Origin of the sequence: Streptomyces albicerus (assembly GCF_008905045.1) — a bacterium.
GTDB lineage: Bacteria > Actinomycetota > Actinomycetes > Streptomycetales > Streptomycetaceae > Streptomyces > Streptomyces albicerus.
In genome coordinates, this window is record NZ_VWMY01000008.1 from 158382 (window position 1) to 181079 (window position 22698).

General features: G+C 69.9%; 19 protein-coding genes and 1 pseudogene. 9 read left to right on the top strand and 11 right to left on the bottom strand.

The genetic code is table 11. From position 1 onward, the window contains the following. Window positions 1–6: 6 nt before the first annotated feature. The gene (locus tag GAS53_RS09060; protein WP_151476932.1) at window positions 7–1215 is read right to left on the bottom strand and encodes a lipid II:glycine glycyltransferase FemX; all 1209 of its coding nucleotides are present in this window, start codon (window positions 1213–1215) and stop codon (window positions 7–9) included. Window positions 1216–1492: 277 nt separating this feature from the next. Here GAS53_RS09060 and GAS53_RS09065 point away from each other — a divergent pair, with 277 nt between their 5' ends. Beyond that, window positions 1493–2659 carry a L,D-transpeptidase gene (locus GAS53_RS09065; protein WP_151476994.1) on the top strand — a complete coding sequence of 389 codons (1167 nt, stop codon included), beginning with the start codon at window positions 1493–1495 and terminating at the stop codon, window positions 2657–2659. Between the two features lie 238 nt (window positions 2660–2897). On the opposite strand, the gene GAS53_RS09070 is transcribed toward GAS53_RS09065, so the two are convergent. Both GAS53_RS09070 and GAS53_RS09075 read right to left on the bottom strand, forming a co-directional pair. Then, complete coding sequence (locus GAS53_RS09070; RefSeq protein WP_151476933.1) at window positions 2898–3284, bottom strand: RidA family protein; 387 nt, start codon at window positions 3282–3284, stop codon at window positions 2898–2900. A 208-nt stretch (window positions 3285–3492) separates the two neighbouring features. Then, on the bottom strand, window positions 3493–4446 hold the full coding sequence (locus tag GAS53_RS09075) for a zinc-binding dehydrogenase (RefSeq protein ID WP_192583030.1): 954 nt from the start codon (window positions 4444–4446) through the stop codon (window positions 3493–3495). A 415-nt stretch (window positions 4447–4861) separates the two neighbouring features. On the opposite strand from GAS53_RS09075, the gene GAS53_RS09085 reads away from it, so the two are divergent. After that, a complete protein-coding gene (locus GAS53_RS09085; protein WP_151476934.1) occupies window positions 4862–5155 on the top strand; it encodes a hypothetical protein in 294 nt (97 codons plus the stop codon). Between the two features lie 175 nt (window positions 5156–5330). Here GAS53_RS09085 and GAS53_RS09090 read toward each other — a convergent pair whose 3' ends face one another. Beyond that, window positions 5331–6860: a glycosyl hydrolase family 28 protein gene (locus tag GAS53_RS09090; RefSeq protein ID WP_151476935.1), complete on the bottom strand. Its 1530-nt coding sequence runs from the start codon at window positions 6858–6860 to the stop codon at window positions 5331–5333. Window positions 6861–7078: 218 nt separating this feature from the next. Here GAS53_RS09090 and GAS53_RS09095 point away from each other — a divergent pair. Together GAS53_RS09095 and GAS53_RS09100 are read left to right on the top strand one after the other, a co-directional pair. Further along, window positions 7079–7189, top strand: a pseudogene (locus tag GAS53_RS09095) (SDR family oxidoreductase); the annotation flags it as partial. A gap of 132 nt (window positions 7190–7321) precedes the next feature. After that, window positions 7322–7951, top strand: a complete 630-nt coding sequence (locus GAS53_RS09100) for a TetR/AcrR family transcriptional regulator (RefSeq protein ID WP_151476936.1) — start codon at window positions 7322–7324, stop codon at window positions 7949–7951. Between the two features lie 159 nt (window positions 7952–8110). Here GAS53_RS09100 and GAS53_RS09105 read toward each other — a convergent pair whose 3' ends face one another. The 3 genes from GAS53_RS09105 to GAS53_RS09115 all read right to left on the bottom strand — a co-directional run bounded on the left by GAS53_RS09105 (window position 8111) and on the right by GAS53_RS09115 (window position 12106). Further along, window positions 8111–9748, bottom strand: coding sequence for a VWA domain-containing protein (locus GAS53_RS09105; RefSeq protein ID WP_151476937.1), 1638 nt, complete (start codon window positions 9746–9748; stop codon window positions 8111–8113). 19 nt (window positions 9749–9767) lie between these two features. Beyond that, on the bottom strand, window positions 9768–10976 hold the full coding sequence (locus GAS53_RS09110; RefSeq protein ID WP_151476938.1) for an AAA family ATPase: 1209 nt from the start codon (window positions 10974–10976) through the stop codon (window positions 9768–9770). Window positions 10977–11086: 110 nt separating this feature from the next. Beyond that, a complete protein-coding gene (locus GAS53_RS09115) occupies window positions 11087–12106 on the bottom strand; it encodes an aldo/keto reductase (protein WP_151476939.1) in 1020 nt (339 codons plus the stop codon). A 168-nt stretch (window positions 12107–12274) separates the two neighbouring features. Here GAS53_RS09115 and GAS53_RS09120 point away from each other — a divergent pair, with 168 nt between their 5' ends. Beyond that, window positions 12275–12865, top strand: a complete 591-nt coding sequence (locus GAS53_RS09120) for a TetR/AcrR family transcriptional regulator (protein ID WP_151476940.1) — start codon at window positions 12275–12277, stop codon at window positions 12863–12865. Between the two features lie 100 nt (window positions 12866–12965). Here the strand turns inward: GAS53_RS09120 and GAS53_RS09125 are convergent, their stop codons facing one another. From GAS53_RS09125 to GAS53_RS09135, 3 genes are all read right to left on the bottom strand, one after another. After that, window positions 12966–13451 carry a GNAT family N-acetyltransferase gene (locus tag GAS53_RS09125; protein WP_151476941.1) on the bottom strand — a complete coding sequence of 162 codons (486 nt, stop codon included), beginning with the start codon at window positions 13449–13451 and terminating at the stop codon, window positions 12966–12968. A gap of 68 nt (window positions 13452–13519) precedes the next feature. Continuing rightward, window positions 13520–13993, bottom strand: a complete 474-nt coding sequence (locus GAS53_RS09130) for a carboxymuconolactone decarboxylase family protein (RefSeq protein WP_151476942.1) — start codon at window positions 13991–13993, stop codon at window positions 13520–13522. A 99-nt stretch (window positions 13994–14092) separates the two neighbouring features. Next, window positions 14093–14881 carry an Fpg/Nei family DNA glycosylase gene (locus GAS53_RS09135; protein WP_151476943.1) on the bottom strand — a complete coding sequence of 263 codons (789 nt, stop codon included), beginning with the start codon at window positions 14879–14881 and terminating at the stop codon, window positions 14093–14095. Window positions 14882–15358: 477 nt separating this feature from the next. On the opposite strand from GAS53_RS09135, the gene GAS53_RS09140 reads away from it, so the two are divergent. The 4 genes from GAS53_RS09140 (at window position 15359) to GAS53_RS09155 (ending at window position 19845) form a co-directional block, all read left to right on the top strand. Next, on the top strand, window positions 15359–16891 hold the full coding sequence (locus GAS53_RS09140) for an alpha/beta hydrolase (RefSeq protein WP_225858831.1): 1533 nt from the start codon (window positions 15359–15361) through the stop codon (window positions 16889–16891). Between the two features lie 193 nt (window positions 16892–17084). Next, window positions 17085–17660 (top strand): AMIN-like domain-containing (lipo)protein, encoded by a 576-nt coding sequence (locus GAS53_RS09145; protein WP_151476944.1) that lies wholly within the window; start codon window positions 17085–17087, stop codon window positions 17658–17660. Between the two features lie 550 nt (window positions 17661–18210). After that, entirely contained in the window at window positions 18211–18903 is a 693-nt protein-coding gene (locus tag GAS53_RS09150) for a DUF2637 domain-containing protein (protein WP_151476945.1), read from the top strand. A gap of 111 nt (window positions 18904–19014) precedes the next feature. Then, window positions 19015–19845, top strand: coding sequence for a class I SAM-dependent methyltransferase (locus GAS53_RS09155; RefSeq protein WP_151476946.1), 831 nt, complete (start codon window positions 19015–19017; stop codon window positions 19843–19845). A 92-nt stretch (window positions 19846–19937) separates the two neighbouring features. Here GAS53_RS09155 and GAS53_RS09160 read toward each other — a convergent pair whose 3' ends face one another. After that, complete coding sequence (locus GAS53_RS09160) at window positions 19938–22394, bottom strand: SpoIIE family protein phosphatase (RefSeq protein ID WP_151476947.1); 2457 nt, start codon at window positions 22392–22394, stop codon at window positions 19938–19940. Between the last annotated feature and the right edge of the window lie 304 nt (window positions 22395–22698).

Genomic DNA, 22698 nt, shown 5'->3' on the forward strand with positions numbered 1-22698 from the left:
TCTGCTTCATCGGCGGTTCAGGTACGCCTGGAAGGCGCGGTAGAGCGCGTGGTTGGCGCTGCCGCCCAATGGCCTCTCCCATTCCCCCAACGTCTCGACGACCTGTCCTCCGGTGCCGAGCTTCCACCGCAGCAGTCCGTACGCACGTTCCTCAGGATCGAGAGTGGAGGGTACCCCGCGCATGTCGTAGACGTCGGCGCCGAGGGCGTGGGCGTCCAACAACATCCGCCACTGCAGGGCGTTGGAGGGCCGGACCTCGCGACGGTGGTCGGCCGAGGCGCCGGTCTGGTACCAGGTCCGGCGGCCCACCGTGATCATCGTGTGGGCGGCCAGGATCTCTCCTCGGTGACGGGCGAGGTACAGCTTCATCCGGCCCGGTTCCTCGGCGTTGAGCACCGCGTACTGACGCTCGTAGTAGGCGAGCGAGCGGCCGAGCCGGAAACCGTCGCGTCGCTCGGTGATGCCGAGCAGCCGGTAGAACTCGGGGAGTTCCGCCGCACTGCCCACCACCACCTCCACGCCCTCCTTCCGGGCTCGGCGCACGTTGCGGCGCCACTCCTGGTTGAGCCCTGACCACAGGTCCTCCGTGGTGCGTCCGGCGAGCGGTACGTGGAAGACGTGCCGGGGCTGGGCGTCCCCGTCGCCGCCCCCGTTCTCTCCGGTCCCGTCACCACCGCAGCGGCGCCAGCCCCGGGCCCGCAGCCGCTCGGCGACGGCGGTGCCGAGCGGGTCGACCTCACTGGCGAGGACGTCGCCCAGGCGTCGGCCCGGGCCGGTGAGCGGCTTGAGCAGGGCGGCGTCCCAGCGCCGGTAGGCGGGCGACGGGCCGATGCGCACGGCGAAGGCGCCCGCGCGGCGCAGGTGTTCGAGCAGCGGACCGAGCCAGCCGTCGACGTCGGGGTCGTTCCAGTCGGCGACGGGCCCTTCGGGAAGGTAGGCGAAGTACTTGCGGGTGCCGGGGAGTTGCCGCAGCAGCACCAGGGCCACGCCCGTCAGTGCGCCTGCCTCCGGATCCGGCCCCCAGCCGAGCAGTTGGGCGCGCCAGCGCTCCTTGACGTCGGCCCAGGACGGGCACTGCAGGAATCCGGCACCGAGCGCGGCGCCGTCGGGGGTTGCGAGGAAGGCGCGGTATGTCTCCGCTGTGATGGTTCGCAGGGCCACGCCCTGCTTCCGTGCTTGGCACACGCGGCTGGGCGGAACGAGCAGCGCTGACACAGTCCGAGCCTCTCCTTCTCCCCGGTCCGTCGCGGGGACACACAGGAGGCTCACAGCGGTCCATGACCGCTCCGCGCGGCGAATGTGACCGGACGATGACCGTTCCTCACCAGTCGCCGTCACATAGCTCCATAGCGGCTGACCTCGGGTTTTCCGGCTCTACAGTCACGACATCGCCGACTCACCCACCTCGTTCTCGCCCTTCCCGGAGGTCCTGTTGCCGCGCACACGCGTACTCGCCCATACCCGCGTCCGGGCCGCCGTCGTGGCCGTCGCCATGACCGCCCTGCTGGCGCCGCTCGCCGCCTGCTCGTCGAACTCCTCCCCCGGCGCCTCCTCCGGCGCCCCGGACACCAAGGTGCCGCCGAATGCCGTCGACCGCCCTGTCACGGTCACCGTCACGCCCATGGGAGAACGGGTCCCGGCGGGCGAGCCCGTGCGGGTCACGGCCGCGGGCGGCAGGCTCACCTCGGTGACCGTCACCGACGCCGAGGGCCACAGCCTCGCCGGCAAGGTCGCCGCCGACGGCCGGTCGTGGGTCTCCGACCGCAAGGCCGTACCCGGCGCGGCGTACGCGGTGACGGCGGCGACCCGGACCGAGAGCGGAACCGCCAAGAGCACCAAGGCCGCCTTCACCACGGCTCCGGCGGACAAGGTCAACAAGGTCGACTGGCGACCGGGCGCCGGCAGCACCGTCGGCATCGCCCAGCCGATCTCCCTGGTCTTCGACCAACCGGTCAGGAACCGGGCCGAGGTCGAGAAACAGCTCAAGATCACCACCTCGAACGGCACCGAGGGCTCCTGGGGCTGGATACGCGACTGGTCGGGCCGGGACCGGGTGGACTGGCGGCCCAGGACGTACTGGAAGCCCGGAACCAAGGTCACGCTGAACGCCGACTTGAACGGCACCGACTCGGGCGCGGCCGGCGGCTGGTTCGTACGCGACTACACGACCGCCTTCACCATCGGCGCCCGGCAGATCGTCAAGGTCGACCTCGACAGCCATCAACTCACCCTGGTACGCGACGGCGAGACAGTCCGGCGCATACCGGTCTCCGGCGGCACACCCGGCGGTGACAAGCGCTCCTGGCGCGGAACCGCCGTGCTCATGGCCAAGGAGGGCACGATCAACATGAACTCCGAGACGGTGGGCCTGCGCGACGCCTACAACAGGATGGTCGACCACTCGATGCGGCTGACCTGGTCGGGCATGTACGCGCACGCCGCCCCGTGGAACGCCCGCTACTTCGGCAACACCAACCACAGTTCCGGATGCATAGGAATGAGCGACGCGAACGCGGCCTGGTTCTACGGGCAGGTGCGGCCGGGCGACCCGTTCGAGATCACCGGCAAGGACACCAAGGGCGTGGTCGCACCCGGGAACGGCTTCGGCGCGTGGAACCTCTCGTGGACCGAGTGGCAGCAGAAGAGCGCGCTGCGCTGAGAAGTGCTTTCGTCTCGCTCGTCGACGAGACCAAGGCCGCCGACAAGCGGGACGGCATCAGGACGAGTTCGGCAACTTGCCGGCGGTGGCGAGTGCCTCCTTGGCAATGTCGGTGGGAAGCAGCAGCGCGTGACGGTGAGTTCTGGGATCGCCTGAGGGCACTCGGCCGCAGAAATGCTGGTGAGTTTCAGCAACACCTCACCGCTTGGGGCTGATCCCTGACCGAGCGTGCGAGGTGTCACCCTGCGGCGATGACCTCAATTTCGACGAGCCAGTTGCTGTCCAGCGTGGCGGCGACGATCGCGGATGTCGGGACGCGCCTGCCCCCGAGTGCGGCCGTTCGGGCGGCGGCGTTGGCCTCGGCGTAGGCGGGGTCTCGCAGATAGCTGGTCAGGCGCACGATGTTGTCGACGGTCATGTCGGCTGAGGCGAGGATGGCGCGAATGTTCAACCAGATCAGTTCGAGCTGCTCCTCCAGGCCGGTTCCGGGTTTCCCGGCCGGGTCGAGCCCCATGGTGCCGGCGACGAACAGCAGCCGTCCGGCGCCTCGCACCTCCATGGCGTGCACGTAGTCGTCCGTGGCGGCGTAGACGCCTTCGGTCGGGTTGTGGGGCACGAGCTCCATCGGTTGCCTCCCTGTGGCCGGATGCGGAGACTGCGGACCGATCATCATCCACGCGCGGGCGTAGGAAAAGCGGATTAGGCAGGCGCCAAGACCAGATATCTGTCGGGGCCATCAGAGGCCGGCGAAGCCAACCGCCGTGAGCGACGCTCGCGTTTCCCCTCGCCATCGACGAAGGCGCACGCCCCTTGGGCGACCTGGAAGGCACGTTCTAGTCCTGCGGGCGACGTGTCGACATGCGCCGCTCGCTGCGTGACACCTCCAAGACCGCCTTTCCGGAAACCCGACGTCCACGAAGCGCCTCGGCCGCTTCGGCGAAGCGTTCCCAGGAGTCGTGCCAGCCGATCTCGACGGTGAGGGCCCCCTCCGCGGCCAGTTCGGTGAGGGTGGCCAAGTCCGCGCCGGCGTTGCCCTCGATGACAAAGGAAGTCAGTGACTTGGCAGGGCCGACCGTCGCGTACGGAGGGAAGACGGCCGGCTCCCCGGAGGTCCAGCCGACGCTCTGCACGCTGCCGCCAGGGGCGAGCAGGTTCCATGCAGCGACCAACTGAGGGCCGCCGACGCTGTCGATGACCACGTCGATCGAGCGGTCAAGTCCGTCCAGACCGATCAGCACCTCGTCAGCACCTAGCTCGGCCAGCCCCTCCCCGCGAACCGCCGAGCCCACGGATGCGATCACGTGGGCTCCGGCGCGCGCCGCCAACTGGACGGCGAACCGGCCGACCCCGCCGGAGGCGCCGGTGACCAGCACCCTCTTGTCCGGCCCGAGCCCGGCTGCGCGCAGCGAGCGCAGCGCGGCCACTCCGGCCACCGGCAGCGCCACCGCCTGCGCCAGGTCCAGGGGTTTCGGCACCTCGGCGAGTGCGTTCACGTCGATCGCGACGCGCTCGGCGAACGCCCCCGCCGTCAGGGCCACGATCCGGGTGCCCACCGCCGGGCCGGTTCCGTCGGCGGCGGCCTCAGTCACCACTCCGGCGGCGTCCGAACCGAGCACTGCCCCTGGCGGGACGCGGCCGGAGCGGGCGTCGTTGAGATCGCCGTAGTTCAACGAGGCGTGGGTGACGTCCACCAGGACCTGAGTCGGCCCCGCCACCGGATCGGGAGCCTCGGCGAGGCGTACGGCGGCGGATGCGGACGGATCGACGACGAGAGCGCGAACGGCCATGTCTTCCCCCTTGGTTCACGACTTGTTACAGCGGTCATCCTCCGTAACGTTGCCGCTCAGCGGAAGGAGGCACATTTACGTCACGGAGTCACACCCATGGCCCGGGAGCTCTACAGCTCGCTGACCGGCCTGGTGGACTGGGCCGAGCGCCACCGGTCCGCCGTCGCCGAGTGACCCTCGCCAGGTCCTGTGGGCCGCCGGACGGCAGGGCGTCGACGCCCAGCAAAGGCTCTTCGAGGACCGCGTCCGAAAGGCCCGCTCGTATGCGATGCGGCGTCAGGCTGCTCTCTCGCTACGAGATCACGAGGTCCGGCGCGCCACACCGGACTTTCTGTCGTATTTCGCACTAATCTCCCCGTAATGGTTTGAAATCGATCTTTCGTAGATCACACCCACCTCACTCACCGGAGATGACATGCACAAGCTTCGCAAGGCTGCCGTCCTGGTCGCCGCCATCGGCAGCGTCGGACTCCTTGGCGCCGGCACCGCCAGCGCCAACGGCGGCGACGGCGGCGGCGGCAAGGGCGGCGGTCACCACAGCGTCCTGCAGAGTTCCGAATGCAAGTCGCATGACCTGAACGTCGACGTCCTCGGCCAGGTCGGGCTGCTCAACGGCCTGCTGGGCAACGGACTCAACGGCGAGGGCAACTCGGGTGGCCAGGACACCCACCTGGGCTCGAGCATGGGTTGCGACAACAAGGCCTTCTAGGCACGTTGCGGTCGCGTAGGCGACCGAGAGCGGGAACCAGATCCCGGCACCGAGCCCCAGGCCCGGCGCCGGGATTCCCCATCTCGTGTTCCCTGTGTGTGACGTCCCGCGGGCGTGCGGCCGGCCCCGGCATCCCCCAGAGGACACCGGGGCCGATCGTCGGCTGTTTCGGCTGTTACAGGGCCGCGGCCTCCTCGGTGGTGAGGAAGCGGAGGTTCTGCACGTGCTCGTTGACGAACATGGGCACGCCGTCCGAGGCCAGGTACCACCTCGGCTTGCCCGTGCTGTCGGCGATCAGCTTGCCGTTGACGCGGAGGTTCTCGAAGGTGACGTCCTTGATGGCGTGCTCGGCGTCGAGGCCGGCGATCATCGAGAGGTCGGCGTTCTTGCCGTTGTAACTGAGGTCCTTGATGTAGACGGACTCGATGCCGCGGCCGGCCGAGGTGTTGTACTTCGGGTTGTACTCGACCCGCATGTGGATGAGCTGGCCCCAGCGGAAGTCCTCCACGCGGATGTTTTCGAACCTGACGTCCCGGACAAGGTTGCTGTCGCCGACCATGAAGGCGATGGCGCCCTGGTAGGTCACCTGCGGCTCGCGGTGGTCGAGGATGTCGATGTTCTCGAAGTTCAGGTTCTCCAGCATCTCCGGGGTGTCGGAGTTGCCGTGCACGCCGATGTTGATCGGGTGGGCGACGTCGGCCCAGAGGGAGCAGTTCTTGACGGTGATGTTGCGGGTGTCGCCGTAGAAGTCCCAGCGATGGGTGTAAAGGGCGATGCAGTCGTCGGACGTGCGCAGGAAGCAGCCGTCGACCGTGACGTTCTCGGAGCAGTAGAGCTGGATGCCGTCGCCCCAGCCCTGGTGACTGAAGGCGCGCAGGTTCTTGATGGTGAGGTTCTTGGACTCGGCGACCCGGATGTTCTCGTAGCGGGGGTTGAGGATCGTGATGCCGTCGATCGTGACGTTCTCGCACTTGCGGATGAGCATTGCGCCCCACTTGGAGTTGTAGATCACGCCGCGGCCGATCAGCCGGGAGTTCTCCACCCCCTCGAACAGCACGAACGAGTTGAGGACCGCGCCCGGAGCCAGGTACACGGTGGTGTTGCTGGGCACCTTCAGCTCCCCGTTGGTGGGGGTGTGCAGACCGGGCCCGAAGTACATGACGTTCTTGTCGCCCTCGGCGGGCGGGTTCTCCTCGAGCGGGTTCGCGAACAGGTGCAGGCAGTCGAAGATCTTGTCGTCGAGCTGGACGACGACGTTGCGGGGCCGGTCCAGGGTGAAGCGCACGGTGCTGCCGAGCACCTCGGGCTTGATGCCGTACGAGTCCGGGCGGATGCGGGCCTTCTCGAAGCCGCCCTGGTTGTAGGTGACCTCGACCTCGACGGTGCCGGAGAAGTCGAAGGCGGCCCAGGAGGAGTTCTGGGCCTTGTTGCTGCCGGTGGTGGGATCGATCAGCGGAAGCTTGGCCAGGTAGACGCCGAGTCTCTGCCAACTGCCGCCGGACGACCGGACCTTGACGGTGAAGGAGTTGTTGACCGGCACCTGCGGAAGAGGCGGGTGCGTGACAACGATGTCGCCAGTGGCGCCCGTCTCCCCCGCCGTGGCGGCAGCGGCCTGCGAAGTGTTCGCGACACTGTTGGCCAAGCCGGCGGCAGCGAGGGCGCCGACGGCCTGGAGGGTGGTTCGCCGGGACAACGACGAGCTCATGGTGACTCCTTGACGGAACGGGGGCGGGTGGCCATCTGTTGCTTGGAGGTGGAGATCCCGGCGCTGAAGCCGCCGCGCGCGACCGGCTGCCGGTGGTGCAGGCAGAGCACCCACCCTTCGTACAAATGCGGCGTAAGGGCGGGCTGATCTTGCGGCCACGCAGAAATCCGCGTCAAGGTATTGCCCCATATGCGAAAGTTTCGGGAACAATCGCGGCCGCCACCAAGGGAGCCATGGAGACGCTCACGCGGGCGTGGGCCGCGGAGTTCGGCCGGACGGGCGTGCGGGTGAACGCCGTACCGCCCGGCGTGATCCTGCGACCAACGCCGTCCTGTTCCGCAGCCGTCCACTCATGACGCGATCTCCCTTGTCTCGCAGGGTGCGGACCGCTGCGCGTCGTAGAAGATGGACCAGAAAGTCCAGAATGCCGGTACAGTGAGGCGGGGAGGAGAGGAGGTCAGATGCCCGACGCACCGACCGCGAAAGGCCGCGCCACACGGGCCCGCATCGTCGAGGGGGCGGCCGAGGTGCTGCGCGAGCAGGGGGTCGCCTTCGCGACGCTCGACGACATCCGCAGCCGCACCGGCACGAGCAAGAGCCAGCTCTTCCACTACTTCCCCGACGGCAAGGACGAACTGCTGCTGGCGGTGGCCCAGTTCGAAGCGGACCGTGTGCTGGCGGATCAGCAGCCGCACCTGGGGCGTCTTGACTCGTGGGAGTCCTGGCAGCAGTGGCGGGACGTGGTGGTGGAACGCTATGAACGCCAAGGCGACCATTGCCCGTTGGGGTCACTGTTTCTGCAGGTCGGGCGGTCCCGCCCCGGTTCACGGGCCATCGTGACGGAGCTGATGCGCCAATGGCAGCAGCAGCTCGCCCACGGCATGCGCGCCCTCCAGGCGAACGGCATGGTGTCGTCGGCCCTTGACGTGGACCGGACGGCCGCCGCGCTGCTGGCGGGCATCCAGGGAGGCGTGGCCATCATGATGTCCACCGGCGACTCGACCCACCTCAAGGCGGCGCTCGACACCGGCATCGCGCACCTCCGCGCGACGGCGGGTGAGCCGACGGCACGCAAGCCGGTACGGACCTGACCGCCTCGATCCGTCACCATGGCCGGCGGCGCCGACGGGTCAGTGGACGGCCGCGGGCGCGGTCTTCTTGCGGGCGCGTACGCGGCTGCCTTGATCTTGCGTTCGCAGGACTCCATCCCGCACCGCTGCCGGCGCGGACCGTCGTGGGAGGAAGCCCGGTCAGATCACGCGGAAGAGGTCGGCGGCGGCGTGGACGTCGGTGAGGTCCTCGATGGAGCGGAGGTTGTCGCACAGGGCGTCCAGGACCGAGTCGGCTTCGGCGACGCGCGGGGCACCGATGGCCACGCCGAAGACGCGGAAGCCCAGCCGGTGCTTGGCGTCGTTCCAGCCGCGCATCCATTCCTCGGTGACGCCGCAGTCGTCGTCGGTGAGCATCACGATGTCGCCGCGCTTACGGGCGGCGTCGTTGAACTCCTCCTCCAGCAGTTCGCCGGCCGCTGACAGCGGCCTCTGGTAGCTGGTGCCGCCGCCCAGGAAGGTTTCCGCGAAGTCGAGGACGCGGGCCGTGTCGGCGGGCTCGTCGGCCGGGAAGCGGAAGACCTGGAGCTTGTCGGCGGCGGAGAACAGGATGCCGACGAAGTCGCGCTTCGCGTGGCGGGCCTGGTCCAGCAGCGCCAGGGCGCACGCCTTGGCCCACGCCTCCCGGGTGACTCCGCCGGGCCCTGCCTCGTACATGGAGTGCGAGGTGTCGACGCACGCGATGACGGCGCCCTGGCCGGTGGTCTGCTCGTCCTGGCTGTCGTAGAGCATCAGCTCCCCGGCGGCGTAGCGCGCGGCGAACACCGCACGCAGCTCAGGCAGGCCGAGATTGGCCAGCTCGGAGGGGATGACGCGGGAGAGGTCATTGCCGAGCGTGACGCCGACCAGCTCCCCGGTGGCGTTCTCCACCTTGCGGGCTCGCTCACCGCCGGCCATCTGCCGGAAGCGGCCGATCAGTTCGGCCCACTGTGCGAGACGACCGGTGCGCAGCCGCTCGGCGAGCCGGGCCCGCTGGTCGAACGGCATCCGCTCCAGCTCGCCGGGGCCGACGCCCCATGCCCGCATCAGTGCGGCCTCCTCGCGTACGGTCTCGACGGCCTTCGCCACCGCGTTCCGCGCGGCGGCACGGATGGCGGGGGCCGCCCCCGAGAGGGCCTGCGCCGCGTCCTGGGCGGCCTGCCGCACAGCGGCCTCGGCGGCCTCGGCGGTCTCGATCGCCCGCTGTACGGCGTCGGCGGCCTGGGCCGACACGGTGCCGGCCCCGTCGGCCCCGTCGGCGGCCTGCTGAAGCGCCTCGCCCACGGCGGCCGCCGCGACTTCGGCGGCCTGCTGGGCCTTCTTCGCCCGCCCGGCGTGTTCCTGGGCATCCCGGGAGCGCTCCAGCATCCGGCGCAGCGCGGCGGCCTGGGCGAGTACGGCCATGGCGGCGGCGTAGGGGTCTCCTGCCGTCTCCCGGCGCAGCTCGGCGAACTCAGGTGACTCCATCAGGGAGGTGATGACCTGGTGGTTGACCAGCCGGGAGGGGTCCATCTCCGCGCGCTCGCGCAACCGCGGGCTGACCTTGTAGGCGGCCAGGAACGCGTCGGTCAGGAGATCGGTGGTGTGGTCGTACGGGGCGAAGCGGTCGTAGCGCTCGTTCAACTCCTCGGCCAGCTCGCGCAGTCCGGCCGACTGCTCGTAGGTGTCGCGCCAGGTGATCCGCTCGAAGCGGTCCGCGACCACGGCCGCAGTGTGCCGCTCGGGCGCGGCGGCGGACAGGCCCAGCCACTTGCCGGCCCGGCTCGCCAGCTCGTTGAGCTTGCTCGGTGTCTCCCCCACGGTCCTTGTCCCCCGGTGTTCAGAACTGGGCCTGCAGCATGCTCGCGTCCACGCCGAGGGCCTCGGTGAGAACGCGGGCGCGGACGGCGCGCTGGCGGCCGGCCACCCGATCGATGGCGGCGGTGGAGCGGCCGGCGGACGCCGCCTCCTCACGCAGCTTCTCAAGGCGCTTCCCCGCCATGGCCAGCTGGTTGTGGGCCTTCTTGATGACCCAGTCGCTCAGCGCCTCGCGGGACTGCCCGGCCATGGCGTCGAGCTGGGCCTCCAACTCGACGATGACGTCGGCCAGGTCGAGCGCCTCCTTGGCGTCGGGGTTGACCAGCTGCAGCACCTCGCGCTCGACGGTCGGGCGCTCGGCGGGGGAGTCCCACAGCACGTGGGTCAGCACCGACAGGTCGGTCTCGGCGACCGCCGGGCGGCCGTCGAAGTACGCGGACGCCTGGAGCAGGCCCACCGCCTGCCGCCAGCGGCGGTCGGAGGCGACGAGTTCCTTGCGGCGCAGGGCGGCCCGCAGCGTACACACCGCGTCCACGATCACGTCGGGGACGTCCACGGCCGGGACGGCTTCGGTCACGGCGTGCCGCAACGCGGCCAGTTCGACCGTGGTCCGTGTCGGCGCCGCCGGGCGGCTGACGGCGGAGCGGACCAGCGCGGCGAAGTTCGAGGGGTCTTCCAGGTACCCGACCTCGATCCGCACCAGCAGGCGGTCGTAGATCGCGGCCGCGTCCTCTTCGCTGGGCAGTTCGTTGCTCGCCGTGATGGCCCCGATCAGGGGGCAGCGGATCGGCTCGCCGCCGCTCTCGGGGTGGTAGATCCGCTCGTTGAGGTAGCCCAACGTCTCGTTCAGCGCCGCCGTGGAGCACTTGAAGATCTCGTCGATGAACGCGACATGCGCGGTCGTGGCACGGCCTTCGAACACCTGGCGGTACTCACCCCGGGCCAGCGCGGCGACATCGATGGGGCCGAACATCCTCGTCGGCGCGGTGAACTTCGACAGGAGGATCTCCCAGTACGACGCCCCCTCGAACCTGCCCGTGAGCTCCCGGGCCAACTCGGACTTCGCCGTGCCGGGCGGGCCGAGCACCAACGAGTGCTGTCCGGCCAGCAGCGTCACCACCAGCGTCCGCACCACGTCAGCCCGCTCGTAGAAACGGTCCGACAGCTCGTCGCCGATCGCCCGCAGCCTCTTGGCGGTGTCCTGCGCGTCCTGCGCGTCTTGCGCGCCCATCTTCAACTCCCTGCCTGCGACGCTGTGTTGGGCTGACGAGACGGCCCTTTGCCCGAGCAAGATAACTTGGACGACCGGGCCGCCTGGGCAAAGGCTCAGTCGGTCGGCGATCAGCGGCGCCGCAGTGACGCATCGAGCAGCGCGGGCGGAGTGTCGTACTTCTCGTGCGCGGCGAGGTCGGTGCCGGGGTCGACGATGGCGTCGATCGCGTCGAGTACGTCGGCGGAGAGCACGGTGTCCGCGGCGGCGAGTTGCGCGTGCAGGTGGGCCGACGTGCGGGGGCCGATGAGCGCGCTGGTCACGGCGGGGTGCGCGGTCACGAATCCGAGCGCGAGCTGGATCATGGTCAGGCCGGCCTCGTCGGCGACCTCGGCCAGCCGCTCGACGGCGTCGAGCCTGGCCCGGTTGGCGGGGATGGCGGTGTCGAAGCGCTGCGGCATGAACGTCGAGCGGCTGGTGGTGATGTCCCGGCCCTCGCGGATCGCGCCCGACAGCCAGCCCGAGGCCAGCGGGCTCCACACCAGCACACCGAGCCCGTACTGCTCGGTCACGGGCAGCACGTGGGTCTCGATCCCGCGCTGCAGGATCGAGTAGCTGGGCTGTTCGGTGACGTAACGGCTCAGGTGATGCTCGCGGGCGGCCCACTGGGCCTGCACGATGCGGTAGGCGGGGAAGGTCGAGGAGCCGAAGTAGCGGATCTTTCCCGCGCGTTGCAGGTCGGTCAGGGCTGACAGCGTCTCCTCGTCGCTGGTGTCCGGGTCCCACCGGTGGATCTGGTAGAGGTCGACGTGGTCGACGCCGAGACGGCGCAGGCTGTTGTCCAGCGCGGTGACCAGCCAGCGGCGCGAACTGCCCCGGTGGTTGCGCTCGTCGCCCATCGGCATGGTCGCCTTGGTGGCCAGCACGATGTCGTCGCGGCGGCCGGCGACGGCTTTGCCGACCATCTCCTCCGACTCGCCGTCGCTGTACATGTCGGCGGTGTCGATGAGATTGATCCCGCCCTCGAGGGCGGCGTCGACGATGGCGGTGGCCTCGTCCTGGGTGGTGCGTCCGATCTTGCCGAAGTTCATCGCGCCGAGTGCGAGGGTGCTGACCTGTACGCCGGTGCGACCCAAGGTGCGGTACTGCATGACCGTGTTCCTCCGTTGCGGAAAAAGCGTGGTGCCGATGCGCGGCTTGGTTGTCGGGCCCCTGCTCTGACATCATGAGCAAAGCGGAGCGTCGTTCCGCTTACGATACGGAGCGGTGTTCCGTTTTGGCAAGCCCAGTACAAGCCCAGTAGCGGAGAGAGAGGCGCGGTGAACGACAGCGACGAGGGCGCGGGGAGCGCGGCCCGGTCCAAACGGAGGGACGCCCGGCGTAACCAGGAGACGCTGCTCGACGCGGCCGCCGCGGTCTTCGTCAGGTCGGGCGTGGAAGCACCGGTACGCGACATCGCGGCCGAGGCCGGCGTCGGGATGGGCACGATCTACCGCCACTTCCCGACGCGGGCGGATCTCATCATCGCCGTCTACCGGCACCAGGTCGACGCCTGCGCCGAGGCCGGGCCGGCCCTGCTGGCGACCAGCGCGACCCCGCACGCCGCACTGGGTCAATGGATCAACCTGTTCGTCGACTTCCTGGTCACCAAGCACGGACTGGCCGCCGTGCTGCGGTCCGACGACGCGGGCTTCGAGACGCTGCACGCCTACTTCCTCGACCGCCTCGTGCCCGTGTGCGCCCAACTGCTCGAAGCCGCGGCCGGCGCCGACGAGATCCGCTCCGGCATCGATGCGTACGAGCTCATGCGCGGCGTCGGAAACCTCTGCATCGGCGCGGACAGCGATCCCCGCTACGACGCACGCCGACTGGTCGAACTCCTCATCGCGGGACTACGTCGACCGCACTGACCGGCCGAGTGTTGGCGTTGGCGTTGGCGTTGGCGGACCGTGCCAGGCCATGCTCCGTAGGCCGGACGGGACGCCATGACGAACCCGGTCACACCACAGGTCACGGCCGTCGGCCGGACATGATGCGGTACATCGAGCCCGGGGACCCGACCGGCTCTCGCACCATGAACACATCGACCGGGTCCTCGGTTTCGAGGGTGAAACCGTGCCGCTCGTAGAGCCGCCGGGCGGGGCTGCCCCGCAGGACGTTCAGCCGGACTCTGACGGCATCGCGGTCGCACTGCGCCAACAGCCCGCTCAGCACGGCGGAGCCGATGCCCCTGCCCTGGAGACGGAGGGCCAGATAGAAGTGCTCCAGCCAGTGGGCGTCCTCGGCCGGCCGCAGCGTGACACAGCCGGCGAAGACTCCGTCCACCTCGATCACCCGGGTATATGCGGGAACGAACCCGTCCCGCAGGCGCTGCCGCACCCGGTGCTCGTCGAACCGGCCCAGGCGCTCCAGATCGTCCCTGAGCACGGCGGCCCGCAGTTCGGCCACGGACTCGACGTCGCTGTCCGCCGCCGCCCGTATCCGCCATGCGCTCATGATCGCGATGCTATCGCCGCCCGCGGCCGGCGCCCTCGACGCGTACGGCACCGGCCAGGTGCTCCCGGTCAGCCGAACTGGCCGGGCTGGTAGTCGCCGGCGGGCTGCTGGATCATGACGTTCCCGCGGTTGAAGGCGTTGATGATGGCGATGGCGGACACCAGGTCGGCGAGCTGGTCCTCGTCGTAGTACTTGGCGGCGTTCGCCCAGGCCTCGTCCGTGACCCCGCCGGCCGCGTCGGCGATGCGGGTGCCCTGCTCCGCCAGTTCCAGCGCGGCGCGCTCGGCGTCGGTGAAGACCGTGGCCTCCCGCCAGGCCGCGACCATGTGGAGGCGCTGCGCGGTCTCCCCGGCGTGCGCGGCGTCCTTGGTGTGCATATCGGTGCAGAAGCCGCAGCCGTTGATCTGGCTGGCGCGCAGCCTCACCAGTTCCAGCGTCGCGGCCGGCACGGTCGAGTCCGCGAGCGTCTTGCCCGCCGTGACGAGGTGCTTCAGGGCCTTGGCCGCGACCGGGCTGGCCATGATGTTCAACCGAGCATCCATGGTGCACTCCTGTGTCGTTGTTGGTGGTTACACCTCTTTGACGGACCGGCTCGGCACGATGTGACACGACCGAATGTGACGTGGGTCTCGCCCGGGAACTCAGGATCCGTCCTTCTGACACCGCGGGCACCACACCGTGCCGCGGCCTGCCACACGGGACCGGCGCAGGGAGTCACCGCAGCGCGGGCAGGTCGGGTCGGGGTCGTCGCGGTGGCCGGTGAGCCAGGAGTCGCGCGGCGGTACACAGCCGGCGGTGACCGCGGAACGCAGGGTGCGGCGCATGTGTGCGTACAGGCGCCGGCGTTCGGCCTCGGTGAGATCGCTCGCCCGGTCGGTGGGGCGCAGCCCGGCGCGCCACAGGATCTCGTCGGCGAGCAGATTGCCGAGTCCGGCCAGGACGGACTGGTCGGTGAGTACGGTCTTGACGCGGCCGCGGTGCGTGGACAGCGCGTCCTCGAACTCCGCACGGTCCACCGCCATCGCGTCGGGGCCCTGCCCGTCCAGCAGCCGTACGACATCGGAGTCGTCGTCGGCCAGCCAGAGACCCTGCAGCTTGCGCTGGTCCCGGTAGCGGAGCTGACGGTCGCCGCCCACGGTGAACAGGACGCGGTCGTGGGCCTCGGGCGCATCGTCGGGATGGCCGCAGACCAGCTGACCGGTCATGCCGAAGTGCAGGACGAGGGTGGGGCCGCCGGTGTGGGCGAGCAGCCACTTCCCGTGCCGCTCCGGCTCGGTGAACCGCCGGCCTTCCAGCGCGTCGCGCAGCCGCCGCGCGCTCACCCCGTGCAGGACGCCCGCGTCGCGCACGTCGACGCGTCGGATGACCCTGCCCTTCGCACAGGATTCGAGCACCTTCCGAAATCCCTCGACGTCCGGCAGCTCTGGCATGGGGTGCGTCCTCTCTCGTCCACTCTCGTCTACGTTCCCAGAACGGGACAAAAACCCCCTCTTCAGGATGCCCCCGGCAGTGACAAGCGCGGTAACTACCGCCGGGTAGCTGGAGAGATCTCGTGGAAGGACGACAACGACGTCACTCCTGTCGCTTTTTCCCCTCCCGTTGAGTTAGACATTTCCCGAACACCCATTGACCAGTGGGGTGTTGACGGCACATCAGCACGAGGGGGAACACACTTGATTTCGCCAGAACACGACTCGTCCGGCCGGGGCAGTCGCTTGGCCCGGGCCCACCGGCTCGGGCACCGGTCCGGGTCCGGTTCGCGGGCGCGGAGCGGTTTCGCGCGTCTGAGGATCGCCGGAGCCGCTGCGGCAGCGACCGCCTTCGTCGTCGCGGGGGCGGGGACCCAGGCGATGGCCGCCGAGACGGCCCAGAAGACCACGACGTCCCCGAGAGCCACTGCGGCCTCGATGATCACTACGGCCTCGCAGGACGCGCCTCCGGTGCCGTCCCTCGCCTGGTCCGACTGCCAGGGCGGCTTCGAGTGCGCGAGCGCCGACGTGCCGCTGGACTACCGCGACCCGCAGGGCCGCACGATCACCCTGGCCGTGATCCGCAAGAAGGCCACGGACCAGGCGAAGCGGAAGGGCACGCTCTTCATGCAGCCGGGCGGGCCCGGCAACTCCGGAGTGGACTTCGTCCGCAACAACCACGCGGACCTGCCGGCCGCCCTCCGCGACTCGTTCGACGTCTTCGGATACGACGTACGCGGCGTCGGGCGCAGCTCGGCGCTCCAGTGCTGGGACGACCAGCGCTACACCCAGGCCGTCACCCAGGCCAAGGGCGTCCCCGGCCCGGGCTCCTTCGGTCCGGCCCTGCGCGAGGCCGCCGACTTCGACCAGGCATGCGTGGACAACTCGGGCGAGCTGCTCCCGTACGTGGGGACCGAGTACGTCGCCCGCGACATCGACCTGCTGCGTCAGGCCCTGGGCGAGGACCAACTCACCTACTACGGACGGTCGTTCGGCACCTACATCGGCACCGTCTACGCCGCCATGTTCCCGGACCGGGTGCGCGCCCTGGCACTCGACGGAGCGTACGACCCGGTGCACTACGCCAACCGGCCCTACGCCTATGACCGTCCCCAATACCTGGCCCTGGACGGCGCGATGAGCCGCTTCCTGGACTGGTGCGCCGCCGACCAGGCCACCTGCGGGTTCGGCGACGGCGATCCCCGGGCGGCGTTCGAGCAGCTCAAGCGCGACCTGGACGCCAATCCGGTGCCGACCGCGAACGGCGGCCAGGCGAACGGCTACACGCTCGTCTACCGCCTGATGTTCAACATCAACGAGGGCAAGGTCATCTGGCCCTCGCTCGGCGAGGCCCTGCGCAAGGCCCAGCAGCGCGACAACACCTCCTTCCTGCTGCGGCCGCCGTCCCCGGCCAGCTTCGACTTCCTGGGTCCGAACGTGGTGGTCGAGTGCGTCGACCGGGACTACCCGCGTGACCTCGGCCGGCTGAAGCGGAACGTCACAGCCAATGCCAAGGCGGCGCCGCTGCTCGGCCCGGCCATGGCGTACGGTCCGCCGACCTACGACCACCAGCACGCCACCGCCTGCGTCCAGTGGCCCGGCGAACGCGTCAGCCGCTACGACGGCTCGTACCGAGCGAAGGGCTCCGCGCCGATCCTCGTCGTCGGCACCACCGGCGACCCGGACACCCCGTACCAGGACGCGGTGGCCCTGTCCCGGCAGCTCGACAACGCCTCGCTGCTCACGTTCAAGGCCGAGGGACACACCGCCTTCGGCAGGAGCGCCTGCGCGACGGACGCGGTCACGAGCTACCTGGTGGATCTGAAGGTCCCGGGCCGGGGCGCGACCTGCGCGGACGAGACCCAGCCGCCCTCCGCCACGCCCAGGGTGGCCCCGCCCGGCACGACGCTCGGTGAACTCCGCAACGGCGTCGACGAGCGCATCGACCGCATCGGCCCCGCCCTGCGCTGACCCGCCCCACACCGACCGACATCCGAGGCGCCGGGCCCTTCGCGGCCCGGCGCCTCGCCGTCTTCCGCTGCTCCGGCGGACCCGACGGTCAGGCCAGGACGTACCAGCTCCCCCTCCCCGCCCCGGCGTGCAACCTTCTGGCATACCTGTCCGTCTCACCTCATATCAGCTCTACACGACCAAGGGGGACATCATGAGACGAATAGGAGCGGCATTGGCGGCGCTCGCCCTCGCGGGCACCATGCTGGGCGTGGGCGCGAGCACCGCGGGCGCGGCCCCGGTGACCACTGCACCTGCCACGGCCTGCCCGACGGGCTGGGGCAGCGGCGCCAAGGGCGGCGTCACCGCCGGCGCCCTACCGCTGGAGAACATCAGGACCGGCCGGCACAACTGCTTCGACCGCATGGTGTTCGACGTCCCCGGCGGCGGTGCCATCGGCTACTACGTCAGCTACGTCGCCCGGCTCCACCAGGCCGGCTCCGGCAACTACATCCCGGTCGGCGGCGGAGCCGTACTCGAGGTCCGTGTCGCCGCGCCGAGCTACGACCCGGAGAGCGGCGCAGCCGCATACCCGGGACGGGTGGCCCGCCCCCTCCCCGGAGTGGACATCGGCGGATACCGCACCTTCAAGGACACCCGGTTCGCCGGCAGCTTCGAGGGCGAGACGCAGATCGGTCTCGGCGTCCGCGCCCGACTGCCGTTCCGGGTGGTCCAGCTGCCCGACCGCCTGGTGGTCGATGTGGCGCACAGCTGGACGAGCAGCCGCTGACCTCGCCACACGCGTTCATCGGGGGAGCCGGCGCCAGGCCGGCTCCCCTCCGCGAAGCCTTCGATAAGACCATGTATTACATCTTCAGAATTTCATCGACCATGCACTGTCATCCGATACTCAAGATAATCTCCGCTGACGGATATTCCCCCGAATGCCCGATGCCTTGCGCCGCATGAGGCTCGTTAGGTGGTCGTGACTTGGAAGCAAAAGCATGCCGGTGAGGCTCATCCGCTCCTCTCGCATCAGAGTGCCTCCGGGGAACCGGAACAGCGGATCCTCTCTCCAGCTGATCAGACCGCTACGGAAAGCAGCACCGTCTGTGATGAGTCGGCCGGCGGAAGAGTGAGCTTCAAGCACTGCTCGGACCTGCTTGAGGACTTCCTCAAAGCCATCAGCCGGATGGAAAGTGAATACCTAAGGGCCGCGACGGAGGAACATGACACCGTAAGCGCAGTCGCCGCCCGGCCCAAGGCTCGCACTCTGAATGAAGCATCCTGAACCGGAGCGCGGAGGGGTCGAATATGGACTGGACTCGGGATGAGATTCGATGAGAACCGACTATGACGCGGTAAACGAACACCCTGAATACACTCAGCCGCTTGAGGCGCAGCACATCTGGCAAGTCCCTGATCCGGCGATCCCGTCGGACGAATGGGATCCGGATGAAGAGCTGGCTCAGATGCTGTACACGACGCCCAGCGTGGATCCCGTTCCCGCTCCTCCTCCGCTGGACAGCCAAAAGCGCCCGCATCGCACGGTCAGCCGACGGCGGCCCCGGCCAGGGGTTCACTTCCTTTCCGGAAACCCGAGAGTCGTCACCGTTGCGATCCTGATCACGCTGATCACCATGTGCGCGGTGACGATGCTGAGCTGGTCCATCTCTTATTCGTACGACCAGCTGCGCACCATTGCTCTACTGGTGGTGTCGGAGAGGTTGGCGCAATGGTGGCCACTGACGGTGTACGGGCCGTGGCTCGTGGCGGGTTTATCCATCCTGCGGGCATCCGTTCAGCACCGAACCGCTCGGCGGTCCTGGGCTGTGATGCTCATCGCCTCCGGGACGGCGGTGGCTCTGTGCATCGGCCAATCATCGAATTCCCTCCTGGCAATGGTGATCGTCGGGATTCCGCCGATCACCGCTCTGGCGTGTTTCCGTGAACTCGTCGGCCAGTTCTCGCCCCGGCACGGCCCTCGGCATGCCGCTGACACCGTGAACGCGTCCAAGCAGCCAAGGCCGTAGGCAGTCGCGGCGGGCCCTCGTCCGCAGGCGGCAGTACGCCAACTGCTCGAGCAGCGCCCGCACTTCGGCCGATATGACCCCGTCGTCCCGTCGAGCCGGGATCGTAGGGGCATGGAAGAGCAGCGATTCGACGTGTGGGCGTCCGGAGCCGCGTACGAGCGGTACATGGGTCGGTGGAGTCGGGCGGTCGCGGAGGAGTTCACGGTGTGGCTCGACCGCGGGGGCGATCTGCGGTGGCTGGACGTGGGATGCGGTACCGGTGTGCTGTCGGCGGTGGTGGCCGCCCGGTGCCGCCCCCGGGTCGTGGTGGGATGCGACCGGTCCGAGGGGTTCGTGGGCGCGGCCCGGGCCACGGGCTCCGCGCCGGCGCACTTCGTGGTGGCGGACGCGATGTCGCTGCCCGTGCGCGGGGGCTCGTGCGACGTGGCGGTCAGCGGTCTGACGCTGAACTTCCTTCCCGAGCCGGCGGCGGCCGTGGCCGAGATGGCCCGAGTGGTTCGTCCGGGCGGCCTGGTCGCCGCGTATGTGTGGGACTACGCGGACGGCATGGGCTTCCTGCGCCGGTTCTGGGATGCGGCCGTCGAGGTCGACCCGTCCGCGGCGGCGCTGGACGAAGGCCGCCGTTTCTCCGGATGCCGGCCGGAACCGCTGCGCGCGATGTGGGCCGACGCGGGTCTCGTGGACGTGTCGGCCACGCCGATCGAAGTGCCCACCGTCTTCGCCGACTTCGCCGATCTGTGGGAGCCCTTCCTGGCAGGTCAGGGCCCGGCACCGGGCTACGTCGCCGCCCTCGCGCCGGCCGGCCGCGACCGGGTGCGCGACGCGCTCGCCGCGGCTGTCCCCGGGCGGCCGGACGGTTCGGTCGCGCTCACCGCACGGGCCTGGGCGGTGCGCGGCCGCAGGCCGGTGGCCGGCCAGAGCCCGGCTGCCGGGTCCGGGTGAGACCTGCGGGTCCGGGCGAGACCTGCCGATCCGAGCGAGACCTGCGGACCCGGGCAAGACCTGCGGACCCGGGCAAGACCTGCGGGTCCAGGTCAGGAACGGTCGGGTGGCGCGTCGATGCTCTGTTCCGCCCAGATCGTCTTGCCCTTGGTGTTGGGGCGGGTGCCCCAGCGCTGGGTCAGCTGGGCGACCAGGAGCAGTCCGCGGCCGCCCTCGTCGTAGGTGCGGGCGCGGCGCATGTGGGGTGCTGTGTTGCTGGCGTCCGAGACCTCGCAGATGAGGCTTCTGTCGTGGATGAGGCGTAGTTGGATGGGCGGCTCGGCATGGCGGATGGCGTTGGTGACCAGTTCGCTGACGATCAGCTCGGTGACGAAGGCCGCGTCGGTCAGCCCCCAGGCCTCCAGCCGGCCGACTGCGTTCTTGCGGGCCTCGGCGACGGCGGCGGGATCGGGGGCGACCTCCCAGGCGGCGACCCGGTCGCCGTCGAGCGCCCGGGTACGGGCGACGAGCAGGGCCACGTCATCGGCGTGCCGCTGGGGAAGCGCGGTGGCGAGAACCGTGTCGCACAGCGCGTCCAGCGATGCGGCGGGCTGGGTGAGTGCCTGGCACAGGCGGAAGATGCCGTCGTCGAGGTCGTTGTCGCGGGATTCGATCAGACCGTCGGTGTAGAGGGCGAGCAGACTGCCTTCCTGCAGTTCGATCTCCACCGACTCGAAGGGAAGTCCGCCCAGGCCCAGTGGCGGCCCCGCCGGAAGGTCGAGCAGCTCCACGGTGCCGTCCGGGCTCACCACGACCGGCAGCGGATGCCCGGCCCTGGCGAGTGTGCAACGGCGGGACACGGGGTCGTACACGGCGTACAGACAGGTCGCGCCGACGTCTCCCGCGGTGTCCCCGTCACCGGCGTCCCACTCCGTGCCCTCCGTCTCGGCCAGGCGGCCCACCAGGTCGTCGAGGTGGGTGAGCAGTTCGTCGGGCGGCAGATCGATGTCGGCGAGGGTGCGTACGGCGGTGCGCAGCCGTCCCATGGTCGCGGAGGCGTGGACGCCGTGGCCCACGACATCGCCCACGACCAGCGCCACCCTGGCTCCGGACAGCGGAATCACGTCGAACCAGTCGCCGCCCACCCCGGCCTGCGCACCGGCCGGGAGGTAGCGGGAGGCGACCTCCACCGCGGCCTGCTCGGCCAGCCGCTGCGGCAGCAGGCTGCGCTGCAGGGCGACCGCCGTGCCGCGTTCGCGTGTGTAGCGCCGGGCGTTGTCGATGCAGACCGCGGCCCTGGACGTCAGGTCCTCGGCCAGTACCAGGTCGTCCTGCTGGAACGGGTCGGGATGCCGGTGACGGACGAAGACGGCCACGCCCAGGGTGGTTCCGCGGGCCGCGAGGGGCACGGTCATCACCGAGTGGACGCCGAATTCTCGGACACGGGAGGCCCGGAGCGGATCCCGGGCGACCCACTCGGCGATCGCGGACGCGGTGACCTGGCTCAGCACGGCGCGTCCCGACCTCAGGCACTCGACCGGCGGGGAGCCGGCCGGATACTCGTCCACGTCGCCCGTTGCGACGACGGCCTCGGGGACACCCGGAAGCACGGACTGGTGGGCGGCGCGCCGCAGCGCGAGGGAGGGGCCCGTCGGCAGCGATCCCGGGAACTGCTCATGGATGTCGTCCAGGGACGTCAGCAGGTCGACGCTGATGAAGTCGGCGAGTTCCGGGACCGCCACGTCCGCCAGCTCCTGCGCCGTCCGCGTCACGTCGAGGGTGCTGCCGATGCGCCTGCTGACCTCGGCGATCAGCTGGAGGCGTTTGCGGGCCCAGTGCTGCTCCGTGATGTCGTGCGCCGTGAGGCAGACACCCCGGGTGTGGCCGCCGGAGTCCCGCAGCGGTGACACGAAAACCGACCAGGCGTGCTCGCGGGTCTCGCCGGCCGCGCGCAGATAGTTCTCGCGGTAGTGCGTCTCCCCGGTCTCCAGCACCCGCATCATGTCCTGCTCGGCCAGCTCGCCCGCCTCGTTGTCCACGATCTCCGCCACGCGCAGCCCGCGCATGTCGCCCTCGGTGAGGGCCACGGACCGCTCCATGTCCTCGTTGGCCCGCCGCAGACGGAGCCTGGTGTCGTACAGCGCCAGGGCGCAGCTCGGGGACTGCGTGAAGCTCCAGCCCACCAGGGCCTCGTCGGCCGGCTCGGGCTCGTCTCCGGTCAGCGGGGAGAGCACCAGCCATTCGCCGCTCCCCTGGTCCGGCGTCCTGTGGTGTGCCAGCACTCGGGCCTCGACGCGGTGGCCGTCCCGGTGCCTGAGAGCGAGCTTTCCGTGCCACCTCGGCAACTCGGCGAAGGGCGGAAGGTCCCCTGCGACGGGTTCCTCGGCGAGCAGGGCGGCCACCGGGCGGCCCAGGACCTGCGCCGACGTGTACCCGAGGAGTCGTTCGGCGCCGTCGCTCCAGCCGGTCACGGTGCCGTGTTCGTCGACGGTGGCGCGCGCGGTGAGCGCCTCACCGACGACGTCCTGGGGAAGACTCGCTCCCTGGTCGTCGACGACACGCCGCTCCATGGTCGCTCATCTCGCTCTCGTCGAGTTCTCCACCGCGAGTTCTCCACCGCGTTGAGGCGTCGCTGCTCGGGGCGCGTACCGTCGCGCCGCTCAAGAGCGCCACATGACGTGCGGTTCAACCCCAAATCCCATTATTCCGCGAGTCGACACCATGTCGCCCGGAACGCCGGGAAGAACCGGATCGGGCGGCGGCAATTTTTATAGTTGAGTTAGTCAAGTAAACCCGGTTCCGGGATGGGCTGAGTACGGGTACTCACGACATGGCCGCGGTTCCGCCCGACTGTGGAGGCAGCGGTATACGCCG

Coding starts and splice junctions, on each gene's coding strand:
- GAS53_RS09065 (WP_151476994.1), top strand. CDS start 1,493: ATGACCGCCCTGCTGGCGCCGCTCGCCGCCTGCTCGTCGAACTCCTCC.
- GAS53_RS09070 (WP_151476933.1), bottom strand. CDS start 3,284: ATGGAGCTCGTGCCCCACAACCCGACCGAAGGCGTCTACGCCGCCACG.
- GAS53_RS09075 (WP_192583030.1), bottom strand. CDS start 4,446: ATGGCCGTTCGCGCTCTCGTCGTCGATCCGTCCGCATCCGCCGCCGTA.
- GAS53_RS09085 (WP_151476934.1), top strand. CDS start 4,862: ATGCACAAGCTTCGCAAGGCTGCCGTCCTGGTCGCCGCCATCGGCAGC.
- GAS53_RS09090 (WP_151476935.1), bottom strand. CDS start 6,860: ATGAGCTCGTCGTTGTCCCGGCGAACCACCCTCCAGGCCGTCGGCGCC.
- GAS53_RS09100 (WP_151476936.1), top strand. CDS start 7,322: ATGCCCGACGCACCGACCGCGAAAGGCCGCGCCACACGGGCCCGCATC.
- GAS53_RS09110 (WP_151476938.1), bottom strand. CDS start 10,976: ATGGGCGCGCAAGACGCGCAGGACGCGCAGGACACCGCCAAGAGGCTG.
- GAS53_RS09115 (WP_151476939.1), bottom strand. CDS start 12,106: ATGCAGTACCGCACCTTGGGTCGCACCGGCGTACAGGTCAGCACCCTC.
- GAS53_RS09125 (WP_151476941.1), bottom strand. CDS start 13,451: ATGAGCGCATGGCGGATACGGGCGGCGGCGGACAGCGACGTCGAGTCC.
- GAS53_RS09130 (WP_151476942.1), bottom strand. CDS start 13,993: ATGGATGCTCGGTTGAACATCATGGCCAGCCCGGTCGCGGCCAAGGCC.
- GAS53_RS09135 (WP_151476943.1), bottom strand. CDS start 14,881: ATGCCAGAGCTGCCGGACGTCGAGGGATTTCGGAAGGTGCTCGAATCC.
- GAS53_RS09140 (WP_225858831.1), top strand. CDS start 15,359: ATGATCACTACGGCCTCGCAGGACGCGCCTCCGGTGCCGTCCCTCGCC.
- GAS53_RS09145 (WP_151476944.1), top strand. CDS start 17,085: ATGAGACGAATAGGAGCGGCATTGGCGGCGCTCGCCCTCGCGGGCACC.
- GAS53_RS09150 (WP_151476945.1), top strand. CDS start 18,211: ATGAGAACCGACTATGACGCGGTAAACGAACACCCTGAATACACTCAG.
- GAS53_RS09155 (WP_151476946.1), top strand. CDS start 19,015: ATGGAAGAGCAGCGATTCGACGTGTGGGCGTCCGGAGCCGCGTACGAG.
- GAS53_RS09160 (WP_151476947.1), bottom strand. CDS start 22,394: ATGGAGCGGCGTGTCGTCGACGACCAGGGAGCGAGTCTTCCCCAGGAC.